Source organism: Paenibacillus phocaeensis (assembly GCF_900021165.1).
Taxonomy (GTDB): Bacteria; Bacillota; Bacilli; order Paenibacillales; family Paenibacillaceae; genus Fontibacillus; species Fontibacillus phocaensis.
Window position 1 is genome coordinate 153,824 of sequence record NZ_FCOQ01000009.1, and the last position, 23,801, is coordinate 177,624.

General features: G+C 53.9%; 24 protein-coding genes and 1 other annotated feature. Of the genes, 10 read left to right on the forward strand and 14 right to left on the reverse strand.

Features of this window, described 5'->3' with window-relative positions:
• Positions 1-56 precede the first annotated feature (56 nt).
• The 5 genes from BN3795_RS03750 to trpS all read right to left on the reverse strand — a co-directional run bounded on the left by BN3795_RS03750 (position 57) and on the right by trpS (position 7,173).
• Positions 57-953 (reverse strand): carbohydrate ABC transporter permease, encoded by an 897-nt coding sequence (locus BN3795_RS03750; protein WP_068783404.1) that lies wholly within the window; start codon positions 951-953, stop codon positions 57-59.
• Between the two features lie 92 nt (positions 954-1,045).
• Positions 1,046-2,440: an ABC transporter substrate-binding protein gene (locus tag BN3795_RS03755; protein WP_068783405.1), complete on the reverse strand. Its 1,395-nt coding sequence runs from the start codon at positions 2,438-2,440 to the stop codon at positions 1,046-1,048.
• Between the two features lie 105 nt (positions 2,441-2,545).
• The gene (locus tag BN3795_RS03760; RefSeq protein ID WP_232729846.1) at positions 2,546-4,195 is read right to left on the reverse strand and encodes a response regulator; all 1,650 of its coding nucleotides are present in this window, start codon (positions 4,193-4,195) and stop codon (positions 2,546-2,548) included.
• The gene (locus BN3795_RS03765) at positions 4,185-5,954 is read right to left on the reverse strand and encodes a sensor histidine kinase (RefSeq protein WP_068783406.1); all 1,770 of its coding nucleotides are present in this window, start codon (positions 5,952-5,954) and stop codon (positions 4,185-4,187) included. The genes BN3795_RS03760 and BN3795_RS03765 overlap by 11 nt, the downstream gene beginning before the upstream one ends.
• Positions 5,955-6,189: 235 nt before the next feature.
• Positions 6,190-7,173 (reverse strand): tryptophan--tRNA ligase, encoded by a 984-nt coding sequence (gene trpS, locus BN3795_RS03770; RefSeq protein ID WP_068783407.1) that lies wholly within the window; start codon positions 7,171-7,173, stop codon positions 6,190-6,192.
• Between the two features lie 97 nt (positions 7,174-7,270).
• Positions 7,271-7,539 (reverse strand) — a binding site (T-box leader).
• Positions 7,540-7,661: 122 nt separating this feature from the next.
• Here trpS and BN3795_RS03775 point away from each other — a divergent pair.
• Together BN3795_RS03775 and BN3795_RS03780 are read left to right on the forward strand one after the other, a co-directional pair.
• The gene (locus BN3795_RS03775) at positions 7,662-8,636 is read left to right on the forward strand and encodes an aldose 1-epimerase (RefSeq protein ID WP_068783408.1); all 975 of its coding nucleotides are present in this window, start codon (positions 7,662-7,664) and stop codon (positions 8,634-8,636) included.
• A gap of 172 nt (positions 8,637-8,808) precedes the next feature.
• Positions 8,809-9,036, forward strand: coding sequence for an alpha/beta-type small acid-soluble spore protein (locus tag BN3795_RS03780; RefSeq protein ID WP_068783409.1), 228 nt, complete (start codon positions 8,809-8,811; stop codon positions 9,034-9,036).
• Between the two features lie 111 nt (positions 9,037-9,147).
• Here the strand turns inward: BN3795_RS03780 and BN3795_RS03785 are convergent, their stop codons facing one another.
• Entirely contained in the window at positions 9,148-9,564 is a 417-nt protein-coding gene (locus tag BN3795_RS03785; RefSeq protein WP_068783410.1) for an O-methyltransferase, read from the reverse strand.
• 203 nt (positions 9,565-9,767) lie between these two features.
• The gene (locus tag BN3795_RS03790; RefSeq protein ID WP_068783411.1) at positions 9,768-11,573 is read right to left on the reverse strand and encodes a M3 family oligoendopeptidase; all 1,806 of its coding nucleotides are present in this window, start codon (positions 11,571-11,573) and stop codon (positions 9,768-9,770) included.
• A 107-nt stretch (positions 11,574-11,680) separates the two neighbouring features.
• On the opposite strand from BN3795_RS03790, the gene BN3795_RS03795 reads away from it, so the two are divergent.
• Complete coding sequence (locus BN3795_RS03795; protein ID WP_068783412.1) at positions 11,681-11,884, forward strand: YycC family protein; 204 nt, start codon at positions 11,681-11,683, stop codon at positions 11,882-11,884.
• Positions 11,881-12,111: a hypothetical protein gene (locus tag BN3795_RS03800; protein ID WP_068783413.1), complete on the forward strand. Its 231-nt coding sequence runs from the start codon at positions 11,881-11,883 to the stop codon at positions 12,109-12,111. Before BN3795_RS03795 ends, BN3795_RS03800 begins: the two co-directional genes overlap by 4 nt.
• Before the next feature lie 100 nt (positions 12,112-12,211).
• Here the strand turns inward: BN3795_RS03800 and BN3795_RS03805 are convergent, their stop codons facing one another.
• Complete coding sequence (locus BN3795_RS03805) at positions 12,212-12,910, reverse strand: DUF2225 domain-containing protein (RefSeq protein ID WP_068783414.1); 699 nt, start codon at positions 12,908-12,910, stop codon at positions 12,212-12,214.
• Between the two features lie 50 nt (positions 12,911-12,960).
• Positions 12,961-13,338, reverse strand: a complete 378-nt coding sequence (locus tag BN3795_RS03810) for a globin domain-containing protein (RefSeq protein WP_068783415.1) — start codon at positions 13,336-13,338, stop codon at positions 12,961-12,963.
• 393 nt (positions 13,339-13,731) lie between these two features.
• Between BN3795_RS03810 and ylbJ the strand changes: the two genes are divergently transcribed.
• The 3 genes from ylbJ to BN3795_RS03825 all read left to right on the forward strand — a co-directional run bounded on the left by ylbJ (position 13,732) and on the right by BN3795_RS03825 (position 17,414).
• A complete protein-coding gene (gene ylbJ / locus BN3795_RS03815) occupies positions 13,732-14,955 on the forward strand; it encodes a sporulation integral membrane protein YlbJ (protein ID WP_068783416.1) in 1,224 nt (407 codons plus the stop codon).
• 113 nt (positions 14,956-15,068) lie between these two features.
• A complete protein-coding gene (locus tag BN3795_RS03820) occupies positions 15,069-15,872 on the forward strand; it encodes an NAD kinase (protein ID WP_068783417.1) in 804 nt (267 codons plus the stop codon).
• Positions 15,873-15,929: 57 nt separating this feature from the next.
• Positions 15,930-17,414, forward strand: coding sequence for a S41 family peptidase (locus BN3795_RS03825; RefSeq protein WP_068783418.1), 1,485 nt, complete (start codon positions 15,930-15,932; stop codon positions 17,412-17,414).
• A 43-nt stretch (positions 17,415-17,457) separates the two neighbouring features.
• Here BN3795_RS03825 and BN3795_RS03830 read toward each other — a convergent pair whose 3' ends face one another.
• On the reverse strand, positions 17,458-17,829 hold the full coding sequence (locus BN3795_RS03830; protein ID WP_232729847.1) for a YutD family protein: 372 nt from the start codon (positions 17,827-17,829) through the stop codon (positions 17,458-17,460).
• 12 nt (positions 17,830-17,841) lie between these two features.
• Positions 17,842-18,738, reverse strand: coding sequence for a lipoyl synthase (gene lipA / locus BN3795_RS03835; protein ID WP_198524642.1), 897 nt, complete (start codon positions 18,736-18,738; stop codon positions 17,842-17,844).
• Positions 18,739-18,905: 167 nt separating this feature from the next.
• Between lipA and BN3795_RS03840 the strand changes: the two genes are divergently transcribed.
• Positions 18,906-19,964, forward strand: coding sequence for a M23 family metallopeptidase (locus BN3795_RS03840; RefSeq protein ID WP_068783420.1), 1,059 nt, complete (start codon positions 18,906-18,908; stop codon positions 19,962-19,964).
• Positions 19,965-19,978: 14 nt separating this feature from the next.
• On the opposite strand, the gene yunB is transcribed toward BN3795_RS03840, so the two are convergent.
• Positions 19,979-20,848, reverse strand: a complete 870-nt coding sequence (gene yunB / locus BN3795_RS03845) for a sporulation protein YunB (protein WP_068783421.1) — start codon at positions 20,846-20,848, stop codon at positions 19,979-19,981.
• A gap of 271 nt (positions 20,849-21,119) precedes the next feature.
• On the opposite strand from yunB, the gene BN3795_RS03850 reads away from it, so the two are divergent.
• Positions 21,120-21,455: a hypothetical protein gene (locus tag BN3795_RS03850; RefSeq protein ID WP_068783422.1), complete on the forward strand. Its 336-nt coding sequence runs from the start codon at positions 21,120-21,122 to the stop codon at positions 21,453-21,455.
• Positions 21,456-21,553: 98 nt separating this feature from the next.
• Here BN3795_RS03850 and BN3795_RS03855 read toward each other — a convergent pair whose 3' ends face one another.
• Both BN3795_RS03855 and BN3795_RS03860 read right to left on the reverse strand, forming a co-directional pair.
• Positions 21,554-22,345: a TrmH family RNA methyltransferase gene (locus BN3795_RS03855; protein ID WP_068783423.1), complete on the reverse strand. Its 792-nt coding sequence runs from the start codon at positions 22,343-22,345 to the stop codon at positions 21,554-21,556.
• A gap of 77 nt (positions 22,346-22,422) precedes the next feature.
• A complete protein-coding gene (locus BN3795_RS03860; protein ID WP_269800206.1) occupies positions 22,423-23,097 on the reverse strand; it encodes a potassium channel family protein in 675 nt (224 codons plus the stop codon).
• Between the two features lie 430 nt (positions 23,098-23,527).
• On the opposite strand from BN3795_RS03860, the gene sspI reads away from it, so the two are divergent.
• Positions 23,528-23,764, forward strand: a complete 237-nt coding sequence (gene sspI / locus BN3795_RS03865) for a small acid-soluble spore protein SspI (protein ID WP_068783424.1) — start codon at positions 23,528-23,530, stop codon at positions 23,762-23,764.
• Positions 23,765-23,801: the final 37 nt, after the last annotated feature.

Consider the following 23,801-nt stretch of genomic DNA (forward strand, 5'->3'; position numbering starts at 1 on the left):
TGCAGGCCCGGCTTTTTTCCCGCAATCGATGTTTCATTCGTCACTCCTCATCCCCCCTAGAATACCTTGTTCATCTTCTTGCTCAAGAAATAGTAACCGGCTGTAATCGCTCCGACGATGATCGCCGTGGCAAATCCGACGGCACTGCCGTATCCGAACTGCTGCGTCACCGGAGATCCCGTCGATACCGGGAAGAGCAGCTTATACAAGTAGAGATACATTACCTCGGTCTTGCCGATCGGACCTCCCTCGGTAATGACCATGATGCTTTCATAACCTTTAAGCGAAGCGATGATCGCCAGCATGATAATCATCTGCATGACCGGCCCCAGCATCGGGATCGTGATATGCCAGAAGCGCTGTCCGGCATGGGCTCCGTCAATCGCAGCGCTTTCGTATAAATCCTGAGGAATGCTCTGCAATCCTGCGAGAAACAAGAGCATGTAGTTGCCGACAGCCCCCCATACGGCCACGATAATGACGGTCAACATCGCATGTTTGGGCCCCAGCCAGTCGATCGGCTGCCCGATGAGGTGGTATTTCATCAGCAGTTGATTAATCATCCCGTTGTAGGAATTGAAAATGTTGTAAAAGACCACCGAAATTACCGCGGTACTAATGACCGTCGGCATAAAATAGATCCCGCGAAGCAGATTTCTGCCCCGCAGCTTGCCGTTGAGCAGCACCGCCAACAGCAAGGATAACGGAATCGTCAGCAACAGCTTGCCTCCGGCGAACACAAACGTGTTTCCCACCGATGCCCAGAACTGCTCGTCGCGAAATAACCTTCTGAAATTATCCAACCCGATAAACAGAGCTTCCCCGTATCCAACGTAATCGTAAAACATATAACGCAGCATCCAAATTAACGGATAGATACCTAAAACCAAAGTCAGAATGACGCTGGGCAACAGGAACAAACTGTTCTCCCGAAGCCGCTTCAACTTGGCCATGTTCGGTTCCTCCCCCTTGTAGGTTTGTTTGTCCGGAGACAGGAAAGGAGCTTTGTCACCCGCTCACAAAAGCTCCTGTCCCGGTTTAAGCCTTATAGTCCTTGCGGGTTGGCCGGATCAAAGGAAGGGTTAGGAGTCACTTGGACTTCTCCTTTTTCCACCGATTTCGCCAAGGCGTCATTGTAACGTTGATTTAAATCCGCGACGATTTTCTGCACATCGCCGCCGTCCAGCATGTATTTAAAGAAGGCATCCGCGTAGTTCGCCCCTTCCGGCGTCACGTTAGGCGATACCGGCCACAAGGAATCCTTCTCTCCGATGAGGAAGCCTTCCATCCCTTTTACCTCCGGGGTTTTCGCCTTCTCGGCAATGCTTGGCACAACGGAAATGCCAAATCCTTTCTCGTGATACGTGGTCAGCACGTCGTCCGCATACATGAATTGCATGAACTTCCAAGCCGCATCCTGATGCTGCGAGGTTTTGCTCATTCCCAGCCATGTGCCGGCCGATACGATCTCGGATGTCCCCTTCTGACCGTCCAGCGTTGGTGCGAGTGCGCCGGCCCAATGGATTTCCGTCGGGAATTGGTCTTGATATACGCCCGGTTCGGTAGAGAAGCTCAGATACATCCCGATCTTGCCGGCCGCGAATTGGGCGCGAAGCGGGTCGATATCCAGCGATTCCGCACCCGGAAGGATGCTGCCATCCTCATGCATTTGCTTGAAATAATCCATGACTTGCGCGTAAGGTCCGAAGTCGAACTGGCCGGTTTTAAAATCAAAACCTAAGCCTTGGTATCCGCTAAGCGACAAGATCTCTCTTACGGAACGATCAAACGCCTGCTTCGGATTCTTGAAGTTCAGGGCGAAGCCGTAAATTCCTTCAGATTTCCCGACCTCCGTGATCTTCTTGGCAGCATCGACCATCTCTTGAAGCGTGGCCGGGGGATTCGCAATTCCCGCTTTGTCGAACAGATCCTGGTTGTAAACCAATCGCAGCGTCAAGCCTGTATTCGGCAGCGAATAGATCTGGCCGTCGAACCGGTTCACCCCGTCGATGATCACCGAGGAGAACTTCGCCTTCATGTCCTCTGTCAAATAGCCGTCAATCGGCTGCAGATAGCCTTTTTTGAAGAAAGCTTCGGTATTGGCGCTTTTCAAACGCAGAATATCCGGCGCCTGATTGCTGGAGAACGCGATGTCCACGCTTTGCGTGTAGTTCTCGGACATCACGGTCAATTCCACTTGAATGTTGTCCTCGTTTGTCTCATTGAATTTGGAAACCATCTCTTTAATGTATTCCTGGTCATGGCGGTCGTCGGTCCAATACTGCAGTTTTACGGGAGATCCGGCCGTCTTGCCCTCATTTTTCGCGTTGTTCGTCGAATCCTTCGGCGCATTGGAGGCATTGGAGCCACCCCCGCCGCATGCGGCCAAGGCGAAGATCAGCAAGAGACTCATTCCGAGCAGCAGCGTTTTTCTCATCATAGACATTTCCCCCTTCTAAATTGAGACTGTTTTGTCTTCCTCTTCACTATAAAATCACGGGCATGAAAAAGGAGTGGGGCGAACCCACTCTTTAGGGCAGCGATTTCATGGTTTTGTCGGTTCCGCCTCTTCCGGGAGATCGGGATGATCATCGGATCGGAATTCCGTAGGTGTCATCCCGGTAATTCGCTTGAACATTTCGCTAAAATACCGCCGCTCTTCGTAGCCCACGGCTGTAGAAACTTCCTGTACCGACCTGCCTTCCGCCAGCAGGGTTTTGGCCAAGCGAATTCGTTCCTGATTCACGTACTGTGTGACCGTCATTCCGGTGACTTTCTTGAACAGGCTGGAGTAATAACTCACGCTGAGATGCACATGCGCCGCGCACTCGGCTAAGGTGACTTCTTCCCCCAACCGGCCTTGGATAAACTCCAGCGATTTGAAGATAATCTTTTGACTTTCCGACAAGGTATTGCTGGCCACCACGGACGCTCCCTCACGGCATAGGAGGGACAGCTGCTGCTCCAGGCTGCTTAACGGCAGCCCGGTGGTCCCCCGCATCGTTTTATAGCGGGTGATCAGCGGTTGCACCTCGGCGAACGGCGCCAGCTCATATAAGGCCCGAATCACGGAGGCAGCCAGCTCGTCGTACAAGCTGAGCAAATAATCCGGGTGAGGCGGCGGCGTAAGACCTTGAAGCTGCGAAGAGATGGAGCCTAAGAGGAAGGCCGCCCGTTCCCCGTTGCCCGTGCGAAGCGCGAGAAGAATTTCGTCCTTTCGCTCCAGAGACAGCGGAGCCTGACTCCCGGTCTCGGGCAAATCGCCGACGCCGATCGCGGCATTGCCTTCGCTGAAGATATGATACGCGAGCGCCCGTTCTGCCTCCCGATAGGCATCGGGAAGCTGATGGGTCTGCCGGACTGGACCGGAGACGCCGATGGATACCGTGAATTTGGTGTACTGCTCGATATTCCGGCAGCAAGACTCGGCAATCCACGTTGCATTCTGTGGGGCGGTATCGTTCAAGAGCGCCAGGAAACGGTTATTTTTAGCGCGAATGACAACGCATCTGCCGGATTGGCGGATCGTTTCCTCCACGATATTTTGCAGCGAGAATCGAATCAGTTCGACTTCGCGAATCGAAAGCTCGGCGACCTGTTCCCGAAATTTATCGATCTCAATCAACATCACGATAAAACCTTGGGGCTCCAGATCGATCCCCAGGAAATTCCATCGTTCAGAAGCATGCTCCCAGGTCGTTCGATGGCGGACAAGCATACTTAGGTATTCCTGCCGAAGCACCGGCATGCTCTCTCTCAGCTTCGACTCCATCAAGTGATGGCGGTGCAGCTCAGAGCGTTCCTCCAGAATCTCCGCCTTGGCTCGCAGCACGACGTCGAGAATCTCTTCCTCCGTAAACGGCTTGACGACAAATTCATAGGCCCCCAGATGAACCGCCTGCTGGGCATAATCGAAATCCGCATACCCGCTGATGAGGATCACTTTGCAGTGATGATTGGCTTCGAGCATCTGCTGGAGCATCGTCAGACCGTCCATTCTCGGCATCCGAATGTCCGTGATCACCAAGTCCGGCTTCCCCCGGGTTACCAGCTCCAACCCGTCCCATCCGTTGGACGAAGTCCCTTGCAGCGAAATCCCGTAATCCTCCCAGCGGATGGCCATCAAACCGTCGACAACGCTTCGGATATCATCAATCACGCATAAACGGATAGGATCTTGCAACTCATCCTTCATCTTTCTTCTCTCCTTCCAGCGGTAAAGTTAACCTCACCGTCGTCCCCTGACCCGGCTTGCTATCCAGCGTTAAATTCGCCTGATCTCCGTAAAACAGCTGCAGTCGGCTGATCAGGTTCTGAATGGCATACCCATGCTCGGGAGCTGACTCTTGGGGCGGCCGAACGTCCTCTTGTTCCATGCCCCGTCCATTGTCTGAGACGGTAATCACCGCAAGCTTCTGATCCGGCCCTAACGCAGCCTCGATTGTAATTCGCCCGCCGGTTTCCATATCCTTGAAGCCATGCAGGATACTGTTCTCCACGAGCGGCTGAAGCATGAGGCGCGGAATCGGCCACGTATGGAGCCGCGAATCCTCGCCGCGAATCTCGTATTGAAATAAATTCGGGTAACACAACGCTTGAATCTCCAGATATTGTTTGACGTGCTCCAGCTCCTTCTGCAGCGTCGTAATCTCGTTGCCTTTATTGAGTCCAAGCTGGAACAAACGCGACAATGAAACGACCATCCGCTGGGACTCTTCCACTTGTCCCAGCTTCAGCTTCCAATACACCGTGTTCAGCGTATTGTACAGAAAATGCGGGTCCATCTGAGCGGACAACGCTTTAATCTCCGCGGAGCGTTTATGGGTCTCCGCCTGCTTGACCTCCTCGATCAAGACGACGACTTGCTCCAGCATCCGATTAAAGCGAAACCCCACCTGCGCCAGCTCATCATTGCCTTGTCCCGTGAATCTCGCGGTGAGATCATTCGCCTCTACGCGCTTCATCACCTTCTGCAGCCCCTGCAATGGGGAAAGCAGGTAGCGGGTCAACCCGCCGGAGATGAAGGCGGTGATCACGAAGGCCCCCAGGGTGATGCCGACGATCATCCATTTCACGTAGATTAGGTCCCTTAGGACGTAATCCTTCGATTGCATGGTCACCATCGTCCAGTCGGCAATGCCCAGCCGGGCGTAATTCAGCAGATACTCGCGGCGATCAACCCGGTAGGAAGCGCTTCCAGTCCCTGCCGCGTCGTGATGCCCCCATTCGTTCAAAATAGGAACCTGGCTGACCGCCTTCTGGACCAAGCTGCTATTTTGCGAATAGACCGGTACCCCCTGCGCATTGAGCAGAAAACGGACCGCTTCCTGTCCCACCCCTGCCTCGACCAGATTCCGGAACCCCTCTTCCCGGATATTTACCACAATATAGACCTCTTTGACCGGCGTATCGAAGATCGGTTCCAGGATGAGCGAGATCACTCGGTCTTTTCCCGAAAACAACATGTCTTCATGCCCCTCAACCCAAACGTTTTTATTCTCTTGCCGGACTCTGTCGTAGAGGAACGTATCTTGAAACCGGCTCTGGCGATTCCGATTCATCGTCAGCGGGTAAAACTCGCCGATCGGAGTGGAAATGTAAATGGAGTGAATCAGCGGTTCGGCGATCCGGGCTTGGGAGAATACGTTATCCATATTGGCCAGATGCGTATAATACCGGTTCGCCTCCCCGGTCGAAGCATCCTTCAGCATGCTGCGAAAAGGCTGGCTTAACATAAACGTCATCATAATAATCATGAGTTTATTCAGCTTCTCATCGACGATTTGAGCCGATTTGGTCACCGTATCCTGGGTTAGATTTAAAGCGTTCTTCTCCACAACATCAGCCGAAATGGAATAAGAGAATCCCCCGGTAATCAATATCGAGAGGAGGATGACGATAAGAAAGGCCGATTTCAGCTTGCTGCGGAACGTGCGGCTTCTGAAGAAGTTCATAAAATCCCGCCTTCGTCCATCAAATGAGTGTCTCTTGATCAGATCTTTCCCTGTCCTTTGATTATGTCATTCGGCTCCGCCTTCAACAAGAACTTCGAGATGGCGCAGTCGATTTACCGTACCTAAACCTTCGTTTTGTCTCCCTCGGCCTCCACAAGCATGCTCGAATGGAAAAAGGGTCTGCCCGAGGCGTTCTTTAGCCCCAGGCACACCCTTTCTTCCCTAGTTTCACCGTTTATTTCCCGACAAACCCCATCAGGCGCTGAACGTCCTGCAGCGTTTTCTCGGCCATTTCAGACGCTCTTTCCGCACCTTGGCGCAAGATGCTGCGCAGCTCGCCCGATTCGCGAATGTCGCGGTAACGCTGCTGGAGCGGCTCCAGCACGCTGACGACAACCTCGGCCAGATCCTTCTTGAACGGCCCGTACATCTGTCCTTCGTAACGCTTCTCCACCTCGGCGATCGTAAGGCCTGAGCATTGGCTGTAGATCGTGATGAGATTGCTGACCTCCGGCTTGCCCGCCGGATCGAACTTCACTTCCCGGCCCGAGTCGGTCGTCGCCCGGCTGATCTTCTTGCGGATCTCATCCGGCGTATCCAAGAGGGCGATATAGCTGCCCGGATTCGGATTGCTCTTGCTCATTTTCTTGGAGGCATCGTCCAACGACATGATGCGTGCGCCAACTTCCGGAATATACGGCTCCGGCAGCGTAAAGTAGTCGCCGAACCGATGGTTGAACCGACCGGCCAAATCGCGGGTCAATTCCAGGTGCTGCTTCTGGTCTTCCCCAACCGGCACCAGGTCTGCGTTATAAATCAGAATGTCCGCCGCCATTAATGCGGGATAGACGAACAGCCCGGCCCCTACGGATTCCTTGCCGGCCGACTTATCTTTGAATTGCGTCATCCGTTCCAATTCGCCCATCGAGGTGAGCGTCGTCAGCAGCCATCCGAGCTGCGCATGCGGCATCACGTGGGATTGCAGGTACACATTGGCTTTGTTCGGATCGATGCCGGCGGCGATATACAGCGCCGCCACCGCTTCGGATTGCTCCGTCAGCGCGGCCGGCTCCTGCGGAACCGTGATCGCGTGCAGATCCACGACCATAAAGTTGCAGGCATATTCATGCTGCAAGGTGACGAAATTTTTGATGGCTCCGATGTAGTTGCCTAGCGTCAGCTTGCCGCTGGGTTGGATGCCGGATAATACTTTTTTCATTCGTAAATCCCCCTTCTATGCGTTTGGTTCATGAAAAAAACATACTGCCATTCCTGCGTCAGCGAGTTCGATCCAATGCAAAAAGGCCCCACGCCCGCAAAGGGACGTGAGACCGTGGTGCCACCCTCATTCGCCGACATTGAGTTCACGGAGTATCCCAGGGACACCCCCTCAAGAATTATCGGCCTTATCTATCCGTAACGTGGATCACCCGTCCGGCCTACTGGGAAAAGGTTCGCTTACCTCTTCATGTTCAGCGCGGCGCTCCGAGGCCCATTCGGCAAAAGCTCCTCCACCGGTTTGCATCAACCACCGGCTTTCTGCAGGACGAATCCTTTGCTTACTTCCCCTCATCTCCGCTGTATTTGTATTGTATTTATCATAATTTGCCCGAAAGGCGGTGTCAAATCCATTTTTCGTCCAACGGAAAAAGTGTTATGATTAGTCTAGCTTAACGGAACTGATTATGTGGGAAAAGGAGCAACGATATGAAAAAGGTGACCAAAGGGCAATGGAACGGTTACGATACGTACATCTTACATAGCCGCGAGCTTGAAGTCACGCTGCTACCCCGCCTTGGAAATAACGTCATTCGTATATGGGACCATGTCCAGCAGCGTGATGTGCTGCGTCATCCAGATGAGAACGAACTTGATTTCTATTTGCAGAAGCCCTATCACTTCGGCATCCCGCTCTTAACTCCCCCTGGGCGCATTCGCAGAGGGCATTTCACATATGCCGGGCAAGAATATCAATTCGATCGCAACACCGCGAACGACAACCATATTCATGGTTTGCACCGGACGCAAAGCTGGTGCGTAAGCGATATCGAAGAGGATGATGAAGGCTGTGCGATCACGACGGAATTCATCACCTCCGACGATCCGGACTGGATTCGGCAATACCCCGAACCCTTGAAGCTGGAGATGACGCTCAGGCTGCAGGGGCCAAGTTTGAAGCAATCCTTTAAGATTACCCATCTGGGCCAGAACCCCGCGCCATTCGGGTTGGGTCTGCATACCTGGTTCAGAATTGACGGAGAACCCGGTCGCTGGAATCTGCAGCTCCCCGTCACCGATCTCTTTGTCTCCGACGAAGAGAATATTCCTACCGGGGAAACCGCCCCTCTGGGAACCTGGGATGCCCTCAATCAGGGAATGAATCTGAGCGGCGTGAACTGCGACACGATGCTTCGTATCGGCGGCAAACCGGCAGAAGCTCTGATGATGCGCGATGACGGCTACGGACTTCGCTACACCGCTGACCCGGAGCATTTTAAATTCTGGGTGATCTATTCGAAGGGAGAGGCAGATCAATTTTTCTGCATCGAGCCTTATACCTGGCTGCCGGATGCCCCCAACTTAAAGCTTCCGGCCAAGGAAACCGGACTGATCGAGCTGACGCCTCAGCAAACGCTGGAGTTGAACCTTTCCTTGGAGATGATCTATCCGAATAACGGCTGATCTCAGGTTTTTTTCAAAATTTCCGCCTTCCCTGGAAGGCGGTTTTTTTGCATGGTACCGCGTTTTCTCGGCCGGATGAAATAATTACCATCCCCCTAGCTTTGAATTTTCCCGCATATTTTGCACCCTACGAACCATACTAACATCACAAACGCCAAAGGAGGTGACAAACATGGCAGGTCAAAGCCGCGGAAGCCGTAATAACCTTATTGTTCCTCAAGCAAACGCTGCGCTGCAACAACTGAAATTTGAAGCAGCTCAGGAATTGGGCGTACAAATTCCGCAAGACGGTTACTATGGGAACTATACTTCCCGTGAAACCGGATCTCTTGGGGGCTACATCACGAAACGTTTGGTTCAACTGGCGGAGCAGCAATTGTCGGGTCGTTCGAACCTGTAACTTGCACTCCAATTACCCTCTATAGAAACAGGCGGTCTGCTTAGCAGATCGCCTGTTTCCCATATATCCGTAAATCTCGATGAGTGCGGGTTAGGCCTCCCGGCAGAAACTTTAGGAAGACATGTTCCGGTATGTATTTGTGCCGTTATCATGATGTGGGTACCGCTGGATCAACAAATTGGCCATATTATAGTTCGACTCCATGACGGCATCAATGACCACCGCGCCTTGTCGCAGCGCGAATTCGTAGCTGATCTCGCCATGCGTCCAGTAACGCTTGAATTGAAGGGATTGAATCGCCATCTTCCGAAAGGAATGGATCTGCTCCGCATTTAACCCGTGTGTATCCTCACTAAGCTGCCCGTTCCTTCCCTCAATCGGATTGTGGCGGATGCCAAATTTCCCGACGGTATTATTCCGGATCTGCAGAAATACGGTGCCCGAAGATAATCCCGCCAACTCCTCCTCCAGCTCCTTAAAAACCATGTCGATCTGCCTAACAAGCGAAATTTGCTCGGCTTTCAGCATATTTTCCCACCTTTCCCCCAAAGATTGCAACCTATGATATAGGGCTTATGTCACATTATAGGATATCTCCTCCTAATCATCAACAATATACAACATATTTGGTCATTTATGCCTAATCAAGATAAATATTTCTCCTTTATCCGACAAAATGCTACATAAAAAATAGGCCCTCTTTCGAGGACCTTCGAGGGCCTGTATAGATCTCAGGATTGGGTCAGTTCCAGGAAAGCGTCGACGTCGGCTACGTTCACCGCCATCGCTTCTCGCCAGAAGTCCGGCTTTGTCAAATCGACGCCAAGATGCTTGGCGGCCAGCTCCTCCACCGTCATGCGGCCTGTGTCCTCCAAGAGCGCATCGTATTTGGCCGCGAAGCTTTGGCCTTCCCGCTGCGCCATGGCATAGAGCCCGGTGCTGAACATATATCCGAAGGTGTAGGGGAAATTATAGAAAGGAACATCCGTGATATAGAAATGCAACTTGGACGCCCAGAAATGCGGGTGATAGCTGCCCAGCGAATCCAGGTAGGATTCACGCTGCGCCTCCTCCATCAGCTCGGACAACTCCGCCGCATCCAAGACCCCTTGCCGCCGTTTCTCGTAGAACCGGGTTTCGAACAGGAACCGGGCATGAATGTTCATGTAGAAGGCGACCGAATTTTGAATTTTGTCGGCAAGCAAGACGATTTTGTCCTGGTCGTTCTCTGCGTTTTTCACGAAGGCGTCGGCCAGGATCATTTCGGCAAATGTCGAGGCGGTCTCCGCTACGTTCATCGCATAGTCCTGATTAAATATCGGCAGCTCCTCCATCACATCTTGGTGATAAGCGTGCCCGAGCTCATGCGCCAGCGTGTACACGTTGGATACGGTTCCGCCAAACGTCATGAAGATCCGCGTCTGCTTGCTCTTCGGCAGCGAGGTACAGAATCCCCCCGGGCGTTTGCCGGGACGGTCCTCCGCTTCGATCCAGCGTTTGTTAAACGCCATCGTAGCGAACTCGGCCAGCTTGGGGCTGAAATTCCCGAACTGCTGAACGATGTCCTCGGCTGCCTGCTCATACGTAATTTTGCCGGACGTCTGACCCAGCGGAGAATCCACATCCGTCCAGCTCAGCTTCTCTACGCCAAGCAGTTTGGCTTTCCGCTCCAAATACGCGACGAACTTCGCCTTGTTCTCGACGATGACCTGCCACATGGCATCCAGCGTAGCTTTGGACATCCGGTTGATGGCGAGCGGTTCCTTCAGCACATCCTCCCAACCGCGTTTCTCGTACAATTTAAGCCGAAATCCCGCCAGACGATTCAACGTGTCGGCGCAGTAGTCCTCCGACTTCGTCCAGGCTTCTTCCCAACTGGCAAACACGCGCTCCCGTACGTTCCGATCGGGATCGTCCAATTTATTGGCCGCTTGGCCCACCGATAAAGTCTTAACCTCGCCATTCGCCTCTTCATAAGGCACGCCTACTTTGGCGACGATCGTATCATAATGCTGGCCCCATCCATGGTAGCCGTCCACCGCCAGGTCGGAGACCAGGTTCTCCAGCTCCGGCGCCAGCTTCTCCCGGGCAAGGTCCCGTTTCTCAGAGAGGACGAAGGAGATCGGCGCGATTTCTTCCCGATTCATCCATGCCTCCCAGACCTCATCGCTCGTTAACCGGAGAATGTTCTGGAATAAAGTCATTACGTTGCTATAAGATGCGCCTAAAGAGGTGATTCTCGCGTCCAGCTGGATCGCTTTCTTATCCTGTTGGTCTTGTGCCGTCAAACAGCCGACAAAGCTGTTGGCTTCATACAGACTGGCGGCCGCCGCTTGCAGGTCCGCAATCAGGCCGTCCAGCCCTTTCGTCTCCTCCAGAGTGGACGGGGCTTCCATTTCTTGCAGCTTGGCCTGGAAGGCGGCAATCTCCCGCTCCAAAGCATCGAGATGATCGCGCAGCGCTGTAGAGGCGGAGCCTCCAGGGAAAATCGTCTCCAGTTCCCAGGTAGGTTGAATCGTTCCGGCGAATCGTGACATCGGTTCTCTTCCTTTCGTATCGTGATTATTGATGGCTTATGGGATTACAGTGTATGCTAATAGAGGTTGCACTATTATCTAGCTGCAGAATCCAGGAGGGATATTCGATGAAACCGTTGCAAATCTCGGCGGATACCGCCGTGAAATTAGCCGCAAAACTCAAAGTGCCGATCGAGCACCTTATGCATATGCCGCAGCACATTCTGTTACAGAAAATCGCGGAACTGGCTAAAGAAGAAGCGGGCAGCCCGGCCGCTGGCTCGGAACCCGGAACTGCCGGTCAAGCCGGTGAAGAAACCAAGCCCTCATGATTCCCTTTAATCGGTCTTGGCCCTATGACGTTGTTATGGGGGACGTCTATGTACATGAATGCCCGTTTTGCTCCAGCAGCAACGTGCTGCTGCCGCTGAAGCCTCGCGAGCTGAAAACCATCCATGAAGGAAAGAAGAAGCTGCTCGTCTTTCCCTGCTGCGGCCATAAGCTGCATGTGCTGGACTGCGACAACGATTATCTGTTAACCGATACCGTTGTCCGGTAAGCACAACGACCGATCTGAGGGCTGCAATCTAACACAACGAAGGGCCGTTTCCTCCGGGACGGCCCTTCGTTGTGTCTTGATCGCCATATATGCTTGTCCGTCAGCCGCGCATTTCCTCCGGCAGCTCATGCCCCTCGCTCAGCATATCCTCGCGCAGGACCGCCCATTGTTCACGGGCCGCCCGAATCATGGCCGCATCGACAATCCGTTTGTCGTTAATGACGCGACTGAACCATTTGATCGCATCATTGTAATTGCCAACCCGCCGATACAACTCGCCGATCAGATACATCAGGCGGGCATCGCTGGCGCCGACGCCTTCGTTTTCATAGACGCGGATATACGCTTCAAGCGCAAACTCCAGAAATCGTCTTTCTTGTTCGACATTGCTCTGATACCGATACAACCAAGCGATGTGATGGAGTAAGCTCGCGATAATCCGGTCGGTCTCTCCGATGGTTTGCGCGCATATCAACGCAAGCTTATAGGTTTCCAGCGCCGTTTCCCAATCGCGATGCCCTCCGTAGTTCTTCTTGTTGAATCGGCTGCCGACCGCCTCCTGGAATAGAGCGTTCTGACGGTCAGTCAAACGGGATACCGAGTTCTCCGTCGAAGCAAATCCGCAGGACGGGCAGACCCGAACCACATAATAATCCGGGTTCTCCTTCTGATAATAGCCGCAAAAGTCCGTATCCGTACGCACGGCCCGTTTAAAGCTGGGGCGTACGCGCGAAGTCGAAAATTCATTTTGGCAATGGATACAAGTGACTTTGATCTGATACAGAGGTTCAAGTTCCAAATCATCCTACTCCCTTTCAAAAGTCCGCCCTGCGGATGGTCTGCTGTCGTCTAAGGTGTGTTTACAAAATGAAAGGCCGGGCCGGATAACCGCTCCAGCACGAAGCCTCTCAAAGGCTCCTCAATCCCGATCTCCTCCAGCGCAGCCCGCATACAAGCCAGCCAGGCCTCGGCACGTTCCTCGGTGACCGGGAACGGCAGATGCCGCGCACGCATCATCGGATGGCCAAAGGCGTCGGAATAAAGGGAAGGCCCGCCAAAAAACTGGGACAAAAACATAAATTGCTTCTCCATCACCGGGGTGATGTCTTCAGGAAATAAGGGACCCAGCAACGGATCACGCTGAACCCGGGGATAGAAGGCTTCCACTAACCGCCGAATCGTCCCCTCCCCGCCGAGGTTATCGTATAGGCTCAAGCCTTGATTCATCTGTTCACCGCCTCCGTTTTTCCTTATTATATCAAAAAAAAATAAAAGCTCCTACCGGAGCTTCTACTTAGATGCGGGTATAGAATCTATCAGTAACTGCGCCAGTCCTCTTCGCCGGAATGGACGAGAGAGGCGCGGATTACATAAACAAAAGCACAGACAAGAACTCCTGCGACAATGCTCATGAACATCACTCCATCCACTAAATTTGGCTGCTGCACCGGTCATGATCGAATCGTAGCTGGTTCTTAAGATCCATATTGGTCTTTAGTATCATTTTAGCACAGAAACTCCAAAAGATCAGCCCTTTTTGAAACCGCTTCCTTCATTTTTTTGTGCTGTTTGTCCCAGTCAAATCATACACTTCACTATGATTGAAGTGGAGGCATACCCATGGTATTCAAACGTTTGACGACGCTTCTCACCCTTGTGGCCGCGCTCTTGCTGACCGTGCTGATGGCCTACTACCCGGAAGCTTCCTGGCAGGCCGGAGTCCGCGGCCTCGCCATCTGGTGGGACGTGTTGTTTCCGTCCCTGTTCCCGTTCTTCGTTATTTCCGAGGTCATGCTTGGCTTCGGGATTGTCCATTTTCTTGGCAAGCTCCTTGACCCGCTGATGAAACCCGTATTTCGCATCCCGGGCAGCGGCGGCTTCGTGCTGGCCATGGGGTTCGCCTCCGGCTACCCCGTCAGCGCCAAATTGGCGACCCAACTGCGCGAGCAGCGCCTGGTTTCCCGTGTGGAAGGCGAACGTCTCGTCTCCTTCACCACGTCGTCCGACCCGATCTTCCTGATCGGAGCGGTCTCCGTCGGCTTCTTCGGCAATCCCAAGCTGGCCGGGGCCCTCGCGTTGGCCCATTATGGGGGATCCCTGCTGATCGGCCTGGCCATGCGGTTCTACCGCCCCGATCGTCACGAACCGGAGGTTCCTGAGAAAGAGGGGGAATCCGGACGTTTCAGCCTGAAGCTGGCGTTGCAGGCGATGCATGAGGCTCGCCTGCAGGACGGCCGCAGCCTTGGGGAGCTGCTGCGGCAAGCGGTCGTCTCTTCGCTGCAGCTCATGACCGTCGTTGGCGGTCTGGTGGTCTTTTTCTCGGTCATTCTTGAAGTGCTGACCGCTTCGGGATTCATGAGCTCACTATATGCCGGGTTTCGCCATCTGCTGCCGCTCCTCGGGCTACCGAGCCAGCTGGCCGAGCCGCTGATGGGCGGTTTATTCGAAGTTACCTTGGGTGCCAAGGCGGCCGCTGCGCCGGAGGGGGTCCCTCTGATGTTCAAGGCGGCTGCGGCGGCTTTCATTCTCTCCTGGGGCGGATTATCGGTTCACGCTCAGGTGGCTAGCATTTTAAATGGTGCCGACCTGCGTTATTTTCCTTTTCTGGTGGCTCGTTTCTCTCACGCCGTGTTGTCCGCCGGGCTTCTGCTGCTCATCTGGAATCCCCTCATGGGAGCCGCACCCGCGTGGGCGATTCCCACACCGGTGTTCGGACGGAAAGAGGTGCTGTACGGTTGGGAAGCCCTTCCAGGGGCATTTCGTTTCTTCCTGGCGGCGATGGCCATCCTGCTTATTTTGTCATTCCTATCGGGATTCATTCGCCGCGGACCGCACCGAAAATGAAACGTTGTGTTCTGCGGGCGAATTGATTATGATCTTTACAAAAGGATATTCAAGCGCGTGTTCAAAACGGCGATTCTTTCTTTGAACCGCCTCTGCCAAAGGAGCTTGTCAACTTGAGATACTATGTACTTGACCGCGGGGATCAGCTATCCGTCGAATTAACCCAAACCTTCCATAGGCTTGCTGCGGAGCATGGGCTTGAGCTCGATGCCAAATCCCCGGACATCGTCGTCTCCATCGGCGGAGACGGCACGATGCTTCATGCCTTCCATACGTTTATCGATCAGATTCCTTCGATCGCATTTGTTGGAATCCACACAGGCCATCTGGGTTTTTACGCGGACTGGAAGGCCGATGAAATTCCCGAGCTGGTGGAGATGATGAGCGGACATGCGGACCCCGGATTGCTGAGGCCCCGCATCGTCCGTTATCCCTTGATCGAGCTGGAGATTCAGAAGAGGTCAGGGACCTCCTCCCATATCTGTCTGAACGAGTTTACGCTGAAGGGCGTCGACGGCACTGTCGTTGCCCAAGTGGATATCAACGACCAGATGTTTGAAATGTTCCGCGGCGACGGCATTTGCGTATCAACCCCCTCCGGCAGTACCGCTTACAACAAGAGCTTGGGGGGAGCGATGATCCACCCGACGATCGAAGCGCTGCAAATTACGGAGATCGCTTCAATCAACAATCGGGTGTTCCGGACGCTGGGCTCCCCGCTGGTATTGCCCAAGCATCATCACTGCGATATCTATTCGCGGAAGGAACAGAACTTGCTGCTGACGATTGACCACGTTAACCTGCCGATGAGCGATTTGGTCTCCGTGCGCTGCCAGGTGTCGGAACGAAAAATCAGTTTTGTTCGTTATCGGCCGTTTCCTTTTTGGAACCGGGTGCGAAATGCGTTCCTGGACTAAGTGAACGGACAAGACAAGCTCCTGAATATCGAAATTTTAGTAAAGGAAGTCCTGAATATGCTCTTAACTTCATTCCGCAAGTATGCCTTAACCCCGATGTTGGCCCTCGCGTTGCTGGGGTTGCCCCAGATCGTCGGAGCGGCAGGAACTGCCGGTACTGCTGAAGCCGGAACTGTTCTTCCGCTGAGTTCGGAGGAGACGAGTGCGGAACTTCAAACGCTTCAGGAAGTTTTAAATTATCTGGAAACCTACAATATTGAAGGCGTCGAGCGCAAGGAATTCCTCGATAATGCCATCCGCGGCATGGTGTATTCCTTGGACGATCCTTACAGCGATTACTATTCGAAAGAGGAATTGCAGGATTTCGAGGCTGGCGTCAATCAGGAATACGTAGGCATTGGCGTTACGCTTCGCTTCTATAACGACAAGCTGTACGTCACGGACGTTCTTCCTAATTCCCCGGCCTCCAAAGCCGGACTCCTGGCGGGGGATGTCATCACTAAGGTGGACGCTCTGCCGGTAACCAGCAGCGAGGATGTGGCACGGATTCAGGGAGAAGAGAATACCCAGGTGAAAATTACGGTCAACCGGGGCGGACAAGCCTTGGTTTATCCAATAACACGTGCTCATTTCTCTCTGCCTTCGGTTACCGGGAAGGTCGTTCCTTCAAGCAAGGTCGGCTACATCGCCATCTCTTCCTTCTCTGATACGGCCGATGAGGAGTTCGCCGAACAATTAGCTTCTCTCCGTCAGGAAGGGATCGGCGCGCTCGTATTGGATCTGCGCGACAACCTCGGCGGCTACGTTGAATCGGCTGCTAACATCGCCAAGCACTTCATCAAGAACGGCATTCTGATGTATACCGCAGATCAAAGCGGCGAGCTGCAGCCTGTCGAGATCACCGGAGGCGAAGATATCGGGATGCCGGTAGTGGTCCTGACCAACGGACTGACCGCGAGCGCTTCGGAAATCTTGACGGGAGCGCTTCGCGACAACGGGATCGCTAAGGTTGTGGGGGCGCAAACGTACGGCAAGGCACGCATTCAGAACGTCTTCTCGCTGTCCAATGGCAGCTCTCTGAAGCTGACCGTTCAGGCTTACCTGACGCCGAAGAAGCTGGATTTCAACCATATTGGGTTGAAGCCGGATATCGAGGTGACCAACGATGCAGCGGCGCAACTGATTACCGGGATGTATGAAGCCGGTGTACGGCGCGTAAGCGTAAAGGGAGGACCTGCATCCTTGAGCATTAACGGAACAGCTTTCCCGGGATATATTGACGTGATTCAAAGCGGCAAGCAGATCTATGCTCCTTCCCGCCTGTTGTCCTCATTGATTCAAGGGAAACCCGTCTGGACCTCCAGCAATGGGAAATTAACCATTACCGATCCGCTTGGCAAGCAAACCGGATTCACCTTGGCTGCGAAAACGGCGAAATTGGTGGACGGCGAATCCTATCTTGAACTGCATGAGTTCCAGAAGAAATATCCGAAGCTGGCATGGAGTTATCAGCGCGGAATGTTGAACTTATCTGTCAATTAATCTGCTAAGGCAAAAAGACACATCCAAAAAAACGGCCCACCGATTATTCGGGGGCCGTTTCGCTTTCCTGCAGTTGTACGCCATTTCGACTTCCGGCCTCTTTATCCTTGGAGGCATCCTTGTCCTTATGATTATCCTTCACCTTCTGGAGGACAAAATAAGCACAGCCGAAATTGCAATATTCGTTAATGTAATCGGTGATGCCGGAATACGCCGTATCCCGGTTCGCCTTGGGATGGTTGTCCCGCAGGAAGCCCTTGAGGCGGAGCTTCTCGTAACCCCAATCGCCAATAATGTAGTCATAACGGTCGAGCACCTCGCTGTACCGCTGTTTAAAAGCTTCGGGATCCCAAGCATCCCGATAATTCTGAATCAGTTCGTAGGTTCTGCCGCCGATTTGAATCAAAGGATCCATCCTCCTTCCGGTTTACGACGAAGCGGGAACGCCTGCTTGCTTCTTGGCCGAATTGACCTGTTCATGGGCGTGATACGAGCTTCGTACGAGCGGACCGGACTCCACATGGCTGAAGCCGCGCTTCATGCCTTCTTCCTTCAGCTCCGCAAACTGCTCCGGCTTATAGTACTTCTCCACACGCAGATGCTGCGGCGAAGGCTGCAGGTATTGGCCAATCGTCAAAATATCGCAGTCCACGGCCCGCAGATCGTCCATCGCCTGCAAGATTTCATCCCATTCTTCCCCAACGCCCAGCATAATGCTGGACTTCGTAGGAATATCCGGCTTCATCGCTTTCGCCCGCTGGAGCAGCTCCAGGGAACGGCGATATTTCGCTTTCGCCCGAACCCGATCCGACAGCCGTTCCACCGTTTCGATATTGTGGTTTAGAATATCCGGCTTCGCTTCCATCACGATGCGCAGCGATTCCTCATCTCCCTGAAAATCGGGGATCAGCACCTCTACGCTGCACAGGGGCAACCGTTCGCGGATCGCTTGAATGGTTCCGGCGAAGATACTGGCCCCGCCATCCTTAAGATCGTCTCGGGCCACGCTCGTCACGACGCAATGGCGCAAATTCATCTGCTCCGCCGCTTCAGCAACCCGCTGGGGTTCCTGCAGGTCGAGTTCGGTCGGCAGACCGGTATTCACCGCACAGAAGCGGCAAGCGCGCGTGCAGATATCGCCTAAAATCATAAACGTTGCAGTGCGGTTCGCCCAGCACTCATATATATTCGGACAACGCGCTTCTTCACAAACGGTATGTAAGGTTTTGGAGCGCATCATCTGCTTGATGTCTTGGTAATTGTCCCCTGTCGTCAGCTTGATACGAATCCAATCCGGTTTCGGTTCCTGGATTTGTTTTGCCAAAGCGCAAGACCTTCCTTCTTGTGATTTAAGCCGTAGCGCCATTTATTATATCATGAATCTGCTGGAAAAACCTACTTCGTAAAATGGAATAAAAACACAACATTTGCCTCAATCTAAGAGAGGTCACGAATCGCGTGCAAAATAAAGGCGAAGGAGGAATACTTGCCTTGAAGTCTCAACGGTTTGCCCGCGGCAAAGCGGTATGGTGCGTCGTCGGCGCAGCGCTGGTCTCCTTATTATGGCCAGGGCTCGGGCTTGGCTCTGCGGAGGCCGAAGCCCCGGGAACTCCGGCGGCGGAGACGGTTTCCAGCGTGTACCAACAGCGGCGCACGTTATACGAGGAAATGGGATTGCTGACGAAAGTTCCTTGGTACTGGCTGGCCGCGGTCGATCAATACGAACGGACAATCACGCCGCGCAAGGAGCAGAAGCAGCAGGAGCAGCAGCTAACCGGCTTACGATTTAAGGAAGCGTTTTGGACCGGCCCGCTAAACCCGGATCCCGAGGACCAAAATCCGGCCACGATCGAGCTGTTCGGCGGCAGCGGGAAAGACGCCACTTCCGATGGCGCAGCCGATCCCAAGAACGATCGGGATGCCTTGTTCACCATGGCTTCTTATTTAACCAGCTTCGGCTATAAGGAAGAGGACTTCCGTATTGCGCTGTGGCGATATTACCAGAACGATTCCGCTGTGGAGCGGATTCGCCAATTCGCGAAGATGTATAATCACTGGGGACGTCTGGAATTGTCCGGTAGCGCGTTTCCCCTGCCCTTACGCAGCATCTATACCTATCGCGATACCTGGGGAGACCGGCGCGGCTGGGGCGGTCGGCGCATCCACGAGGGCACCGATCTGTTCGCCCCGATGGGCGTAACCGTTCGCAGCGTATGCTACGGCGTGGTGGAGACGAAAGGGTGGAACCCCTACGGCGGATGGCGAATCGGCATCCGGGATATCCACAATCGATACCACTACTATGCTCACTTGCAGGGATATGAGAAAGGGATAGAGGTCGGCCATTTCGTTGAGCCGGGGCAAACGATCGGTTGGGTCGGCAGCAGCGGTTACGGCCCGCCGGGGACGTCGGGGAAATTCCCGCCGCATCTGCATTACGGAATCTACCGGGACACCGGAAGCACGGAATGGGCGTTTGATCCCTACCCGCTGCTGAAGAAATGGGAGCAAGACGAGCGCTCCCGAACAAATAAAGGGGCGGCCAGATAACCGGCGCCCTTTTATTAATGACTTCCCGCATTCGTTCCTGATTGAGGCAGCTCCTCGGAGCCCCCGTTCCCCGTTCCTGCATTTCCGCCGGATTCTCCCGTCTCGCCGGTTCCCTCCGGCAGAACCGTGTCTTCCTTTGTTGACGGCTCGGACGTAGCTTCCTTGCCCGGCAGCATCGGAAGCGCAATGTTGGGAGCGTCCGCCTGACCTTCGCCAACCGGATTTCCTTTGCTGTCATAGTAATACATCGGCACATCCCCGACTACAAGCAGGTAAGAGACCGGAATCTCCGTTTCGACCGTCTGGGATTCCATATCAAAAGGAACAACCACGGCCAACTCCGTTTTCACCCGAAGATACACTTCCACAAGGATCATGTTGATCCCGGCATCCTGACGCCGGGTATTCAAGTCGACCTTCACATCCCCTTTGGGTTCGATCTTGATCGGGATGCTCGGACCAAAGGAAGCCAGGAGCGGACTGCCGAGAGCCTGCCCCAGCGGGATCGACTCCGATAACCGGGCGACTTCATCAAGCGTGTGTCGAACCGTTTGAATCGTCTCGGACGTGACCTTCATATGAGCGGAGTAATTTAGCATGAATCCGGTGATTTTTCCGTTATCGTCCATTTTCCAATCGATCAGTTGCCCCACCTGCTGTTGATTCGCTACCTGCGCGGTGATCGCATCATTAATCGATTCCGTAGCGATCTGTTTCACCCGAATCTGGGCAAGGTGAACAATCGGTCCGGTCATCCGGCGTTCCACGTACTGTACAAACTGCACCATACCCAGGATCGTGATAATCACGACCGCAATCCAGATCTTCCGTCTACGCTTCGGCCGTCTTGTCCGGCTTCGCCATCCGCGTCGTCGTATCCGCATGTTTTCCTCCCCCTGCAGCCAAAACTTCTAGAGGATGTTCGATCCTGCCAAGAACCGCTTCTTCTCTTAAAGTTATGCGAGACAGGGACAAAAAAGAAGGACGCGCAGGCGGAAACGGATATTTGTCCGAAGGGGACTTGATTTTTCACTACGGATTGCGTATAGTTCTCTAGTATTACTTTTTTAGTCGAAAAGCTCTAGGTGCAGACTTTAACAGCCTTCATGGTTTAATACTCATTATAATGTATAAATATACAAGGGGATCAACATCATGAACAGCTCAAGGACACTGTATCAAATCACCGTGGAATTAAGGAAAGATCAGCTCACCTCCAAGATTACGCCGTGGAAACTGCTCGTCGAGACGAACCGTTACTACGAGATCAAACCGATCACCGGTTCAGTCAAACGCCTGTATAAAGAGAAGCTGAATACCGCTATCCAGGAAACGAAGCATTATGCCGACGGTCTTCTGACGATTTCCGCCTTCTGCCATGAGGAGCATCTTCAAGAGATCCGTTCCTACCTGATCGAACAACTGGAGGAGAGAATCAATCATTATATGAATGATCTTGAATTGAATAAAAAGGCGCTGTGTTCGAAATAATCCATTTCATACACGATTCCTAAGAGATAACCCCGAAACCAGTGGTCTGGTTTCGGGGTTTTAAGTTGGCTCCCCTGTCGCTGATCGAATAAACGACATCAGCGGTAATGCCGCTGCCGCATCGCTTCGTACAGCAGCACGGAGGCGGCCATGGCCACGTTCAGCGATTCGGCCCGGCCGCGCATCGGGATCAGCAATCCGTCGTCCATCCGTTGACGGACTGCCGGGCTAAGGCCGCCGCCTTCGCTGCCGAACAGCAGCCACACCGGCTGCGTGAAGTCGTAGGCGAAGCAATTCGCCGCCGCCTGCAGGCTGGTGCCGGCCAGCCGGATGCCCCGCTGCTTCGCCTGCGGCAGCACCTCTGCCAGGTCGGCGTGCACGACCGGCAGGTGGAACAGCGAGCCCATGGTGGCGCGCAGCACCTTGGGCCCGTAGATGTCGGCGCAGCCGGCGCCGACGATCACCCCGTCCGCCGCGACTGCGTCGGCGCTGCGGATGATGGTGCCGACGTTGCCGGGATCCTGCACGCCGTCCAGCACCACCACCAAGCTCCGCTCCCGGTCAAGGAGCGGAGCAACCGTCCCGCGGTCCTTGCGCACGACCGCGAACACCGGCTGCGGCGACTTCGTATCGCTACACTTGGCGATCACGGCGGCGGACACGCCGATCCAGTCGACGTCCAGCCCGGCGGACGCCGCTGCCTGCAGCTCGGGCGGGATGCCGCCCTCCAGGTTGTAGCAGACGCATTCCACGTCGGCCTTCGCCTGCAGCGCCTCCTGCACCAGATGGACGCCTTCGATCAAGTATTTCCCCTGCTTGTCCCGGTTTTTCTTCTCAAGCAGACCCGCCCATTCCTTGACGCGGGGGTTCTGCACAGACAATATCTCCATCGCAATTCCATCCTCAGTCAGGTTATCATCCAAAAATGATCTTTCGTTCGCAAAAAGAAGCCGCTCCCCCGCCTGCCTTAAGCCTCCGCGTAAGCCAGCTCCAGCTTCGTCAAATCGCCCTTCTCACCGACGATAACGAGCACGTCCTCTTCGGTCAACCGATCCGTTGCCGCCGGTGAAATGTTCATTTTGCTGCCCCGTTTGATCGCCATGACGTTGCAGCCGAACCTCGCACGGATATCCAGTTCGATAAGGTTCTTACCGATCATCTGCGAGCTGACGCGCATCTCCACGATGCTGTATTCCTCGGACAATTCGATGTAATCCAGAATGTTCGGCGACGTGAGATGATGCGCCACCCGAAGCCCCATATCCCGTTCCGGGAAAATAACCTTATCGGCGCCGATCTTCTGCAGGACTTTGCCGTGCAGCTCGTTCTGCGCCTTCACAACGATGAGCGGTCCGCCCATATCTTTTAGAATCAGCGTGGTCAAAATACTGGCCTGGATGTCCTCGCCAATCGCCACGACCACAACATCAAAATTGCGAATCCCCAACGCGCGCAGCGCTTCTTCGTCGGTGGAATCCGCAGAAACGGCATGCGTCACCACATTGGCTACAGCTTGCGTATTATGCTCGTCCGCGTCGATGGCCAGTACATCAAATCCCATGCTGCTGAGTGCAGTGGCCACGCTTAACCCAAATCGGCCCATGCCAATCACGGCAAACTGTTTCTTGGCTGCATTTGCCAAGCTCTCACCACCTATAACATAATTCTCATCCGAACTAGTATACCACAATCCCGCTAACGAGTTGACTCGCTGGGGGAAATCCCTCATGACATGCGCAGTTGTCCCTTGTCCCTCTTGTCCCTTGTCTCTGTACGGCTGCTTTTGTACCATTATCCCTTTCGATAAGGGAGGGGCAAGAACGGAGACCAGGATGTGAGGCAGACCAGAATCAAGTTCAGCGTAACAGACCCATTCGGGGGAAAACAAAATGCAGGTGAGAGAAACGGATCTGATCAAACGGGATAATCGTGCAAAGCGTCCGGACAACAGGGGGGGCACCTGGGGGTTACCTGGGATCAGATCACCAGAAACAGCGAATGCTTGTATGTTCCCCGAACCGATCGGGCAAATTAACACCGGGCAAGTCACATATTTCAAGGAGGGAAAACACGTGCCATCCATTACACTCGACCTGCGTCAAGCGGTTATGCACAAAATCCAAGGCAAAGACGAGCAGGGGCTGCGGGAGATGATCGAGGGCTCGATCGACGCTCAGGAAACGGCGCTGCCGGGCTTAGGTGTCGTCTTCGAAACGATCTGGAAGCATATCGATGCGTCCAAACAAAACGAACTGGTATCCGTGCTCAAGCAGCAAGTGGATCAGGCCAGCCTCAAACCGTTGAAATAGAACTGCCCGCTGCAAAAATAAGACCGCCCGGTCCAAG

Coding starts and splice junctions, on each gene's coding strand:
- BN3795_RS03750 (WP_068783404.1), bottom strand. CDS start 953: ATGGCCAAGTTGAAGCGGCTTCGGGAGAACAGTTTGTTCCTGTTGCCC.
- BN3795_RS03755 (WP_068783405.1), bottom strand. CDS start 2,440: ATGATGAGAAAAACGCTGCTGCTCGGAATGAGTCTCTTGCTGATCTTC.
- BN3795_RS03760 (WP_232729846.1), bottom strand. CDS start 4,195: ATGAAGGATGAGTTGCAAGATCCTATCCGTTTATGCGTGATTGATGAT.
- BN3795_RS03765 (WP_068783406.1), bottom strand. CDS start 5,954: ATGAACTTCTTCAGAAGCCGCACGTTCCGCAGCAAGCTGAAATCGGCC.
- trpS (WP_068783407.1), bottom strand. CDS start 7,173: ATGAAAAAAGTATTATCCGGCATCCAACCCAGCGGCAAGCTGACGCTA.
- BN3795_RS03775 (WP_068783408.1), top strand. CDS start 7,662: ATGAAAAAGGTGACCAAAGGGCAATGGAACGGTTACGATACGTACATC.
- BN3795_RS03780 (WP_068783409.1), top strand. CDS start 8,809: ATGGCAGGTCAAAGCCGCGGAAGCCGTAATAACCTTATTGTTCCTCAA.
- BN3795_RS03785 (WP_068783410.1), bottom strand. CDS start 9,564: ATGCTGAAAGCCGAGCAAATTTCGCTTGTTAGGCAGATCGACATGGTT.
- BN3795_RS03790 (WP_068783411.1), bottom strand. CDS start 11,573: ATGTCACGATTCGCCGGAACGATTCAACCTACCTGGGAACTGGAGACG.
- BN3795_RS03795 (WP_068783412.1), top strand. CDS start 11,681: ATGAAACCGTTGCAAATCTCGGCGGATACCGCCGTGAAATTAGCCGCA.
- BN3795_RS03800 (WP_068783413.1), top strand. CDS start 11,881: ATGATTCCCTTTAATCGGTCTTGGCCCTATGACGTTGTTATGGGGGAC.
- BN3795_RS03810 (WP_068783415.1), bottom strand. CDS start 13,338: ATGAATCAAGGCTTGAGCCTATACGATAACCTCGGCGGGGAGGGGACG.
- ylbJ (WP_068783416.1), top strand. CDS start 13,732: ATGGTATTCAAACGTTTGACGACGCTTCTCACCCTTGTGGCCGCGCTC.
- BN3795_RS03825 (WP_068783418.1), top strand. CDS start 15,930: ATGCTCTTAACTTCATTCCGCAAGTATGCCTTAACCCCGATGTTGGCC.
- BN3795_RS03830 (WP_232729847.1), bottom strand. CDS start 17,829: ATGGATCCTTTGATTCAAATCGGCGGCAGAACCTACGAACTGATTCAG.
- yunB (WP_068783421.1), bottom strand. CDS start 20,848: ATGCGGATACGACGACGCGGATGGCGAAGCCGGACAAGACGGCCGAAG.
- BN3795_RS03850 (WP_068783422.1), top strand. CDS start 21,120: ATGAACAGCTCAAGGACACTGTATCAAATCACCGTGGAATTAAGGAAA.
- BN3795_RS03855 (WP_068783423.1), bottom strand. CDS start 22,345: ATGGAGATATTGTCTGTGCAGAACCCCCGCGTCAAGGAATGGGCGGGT.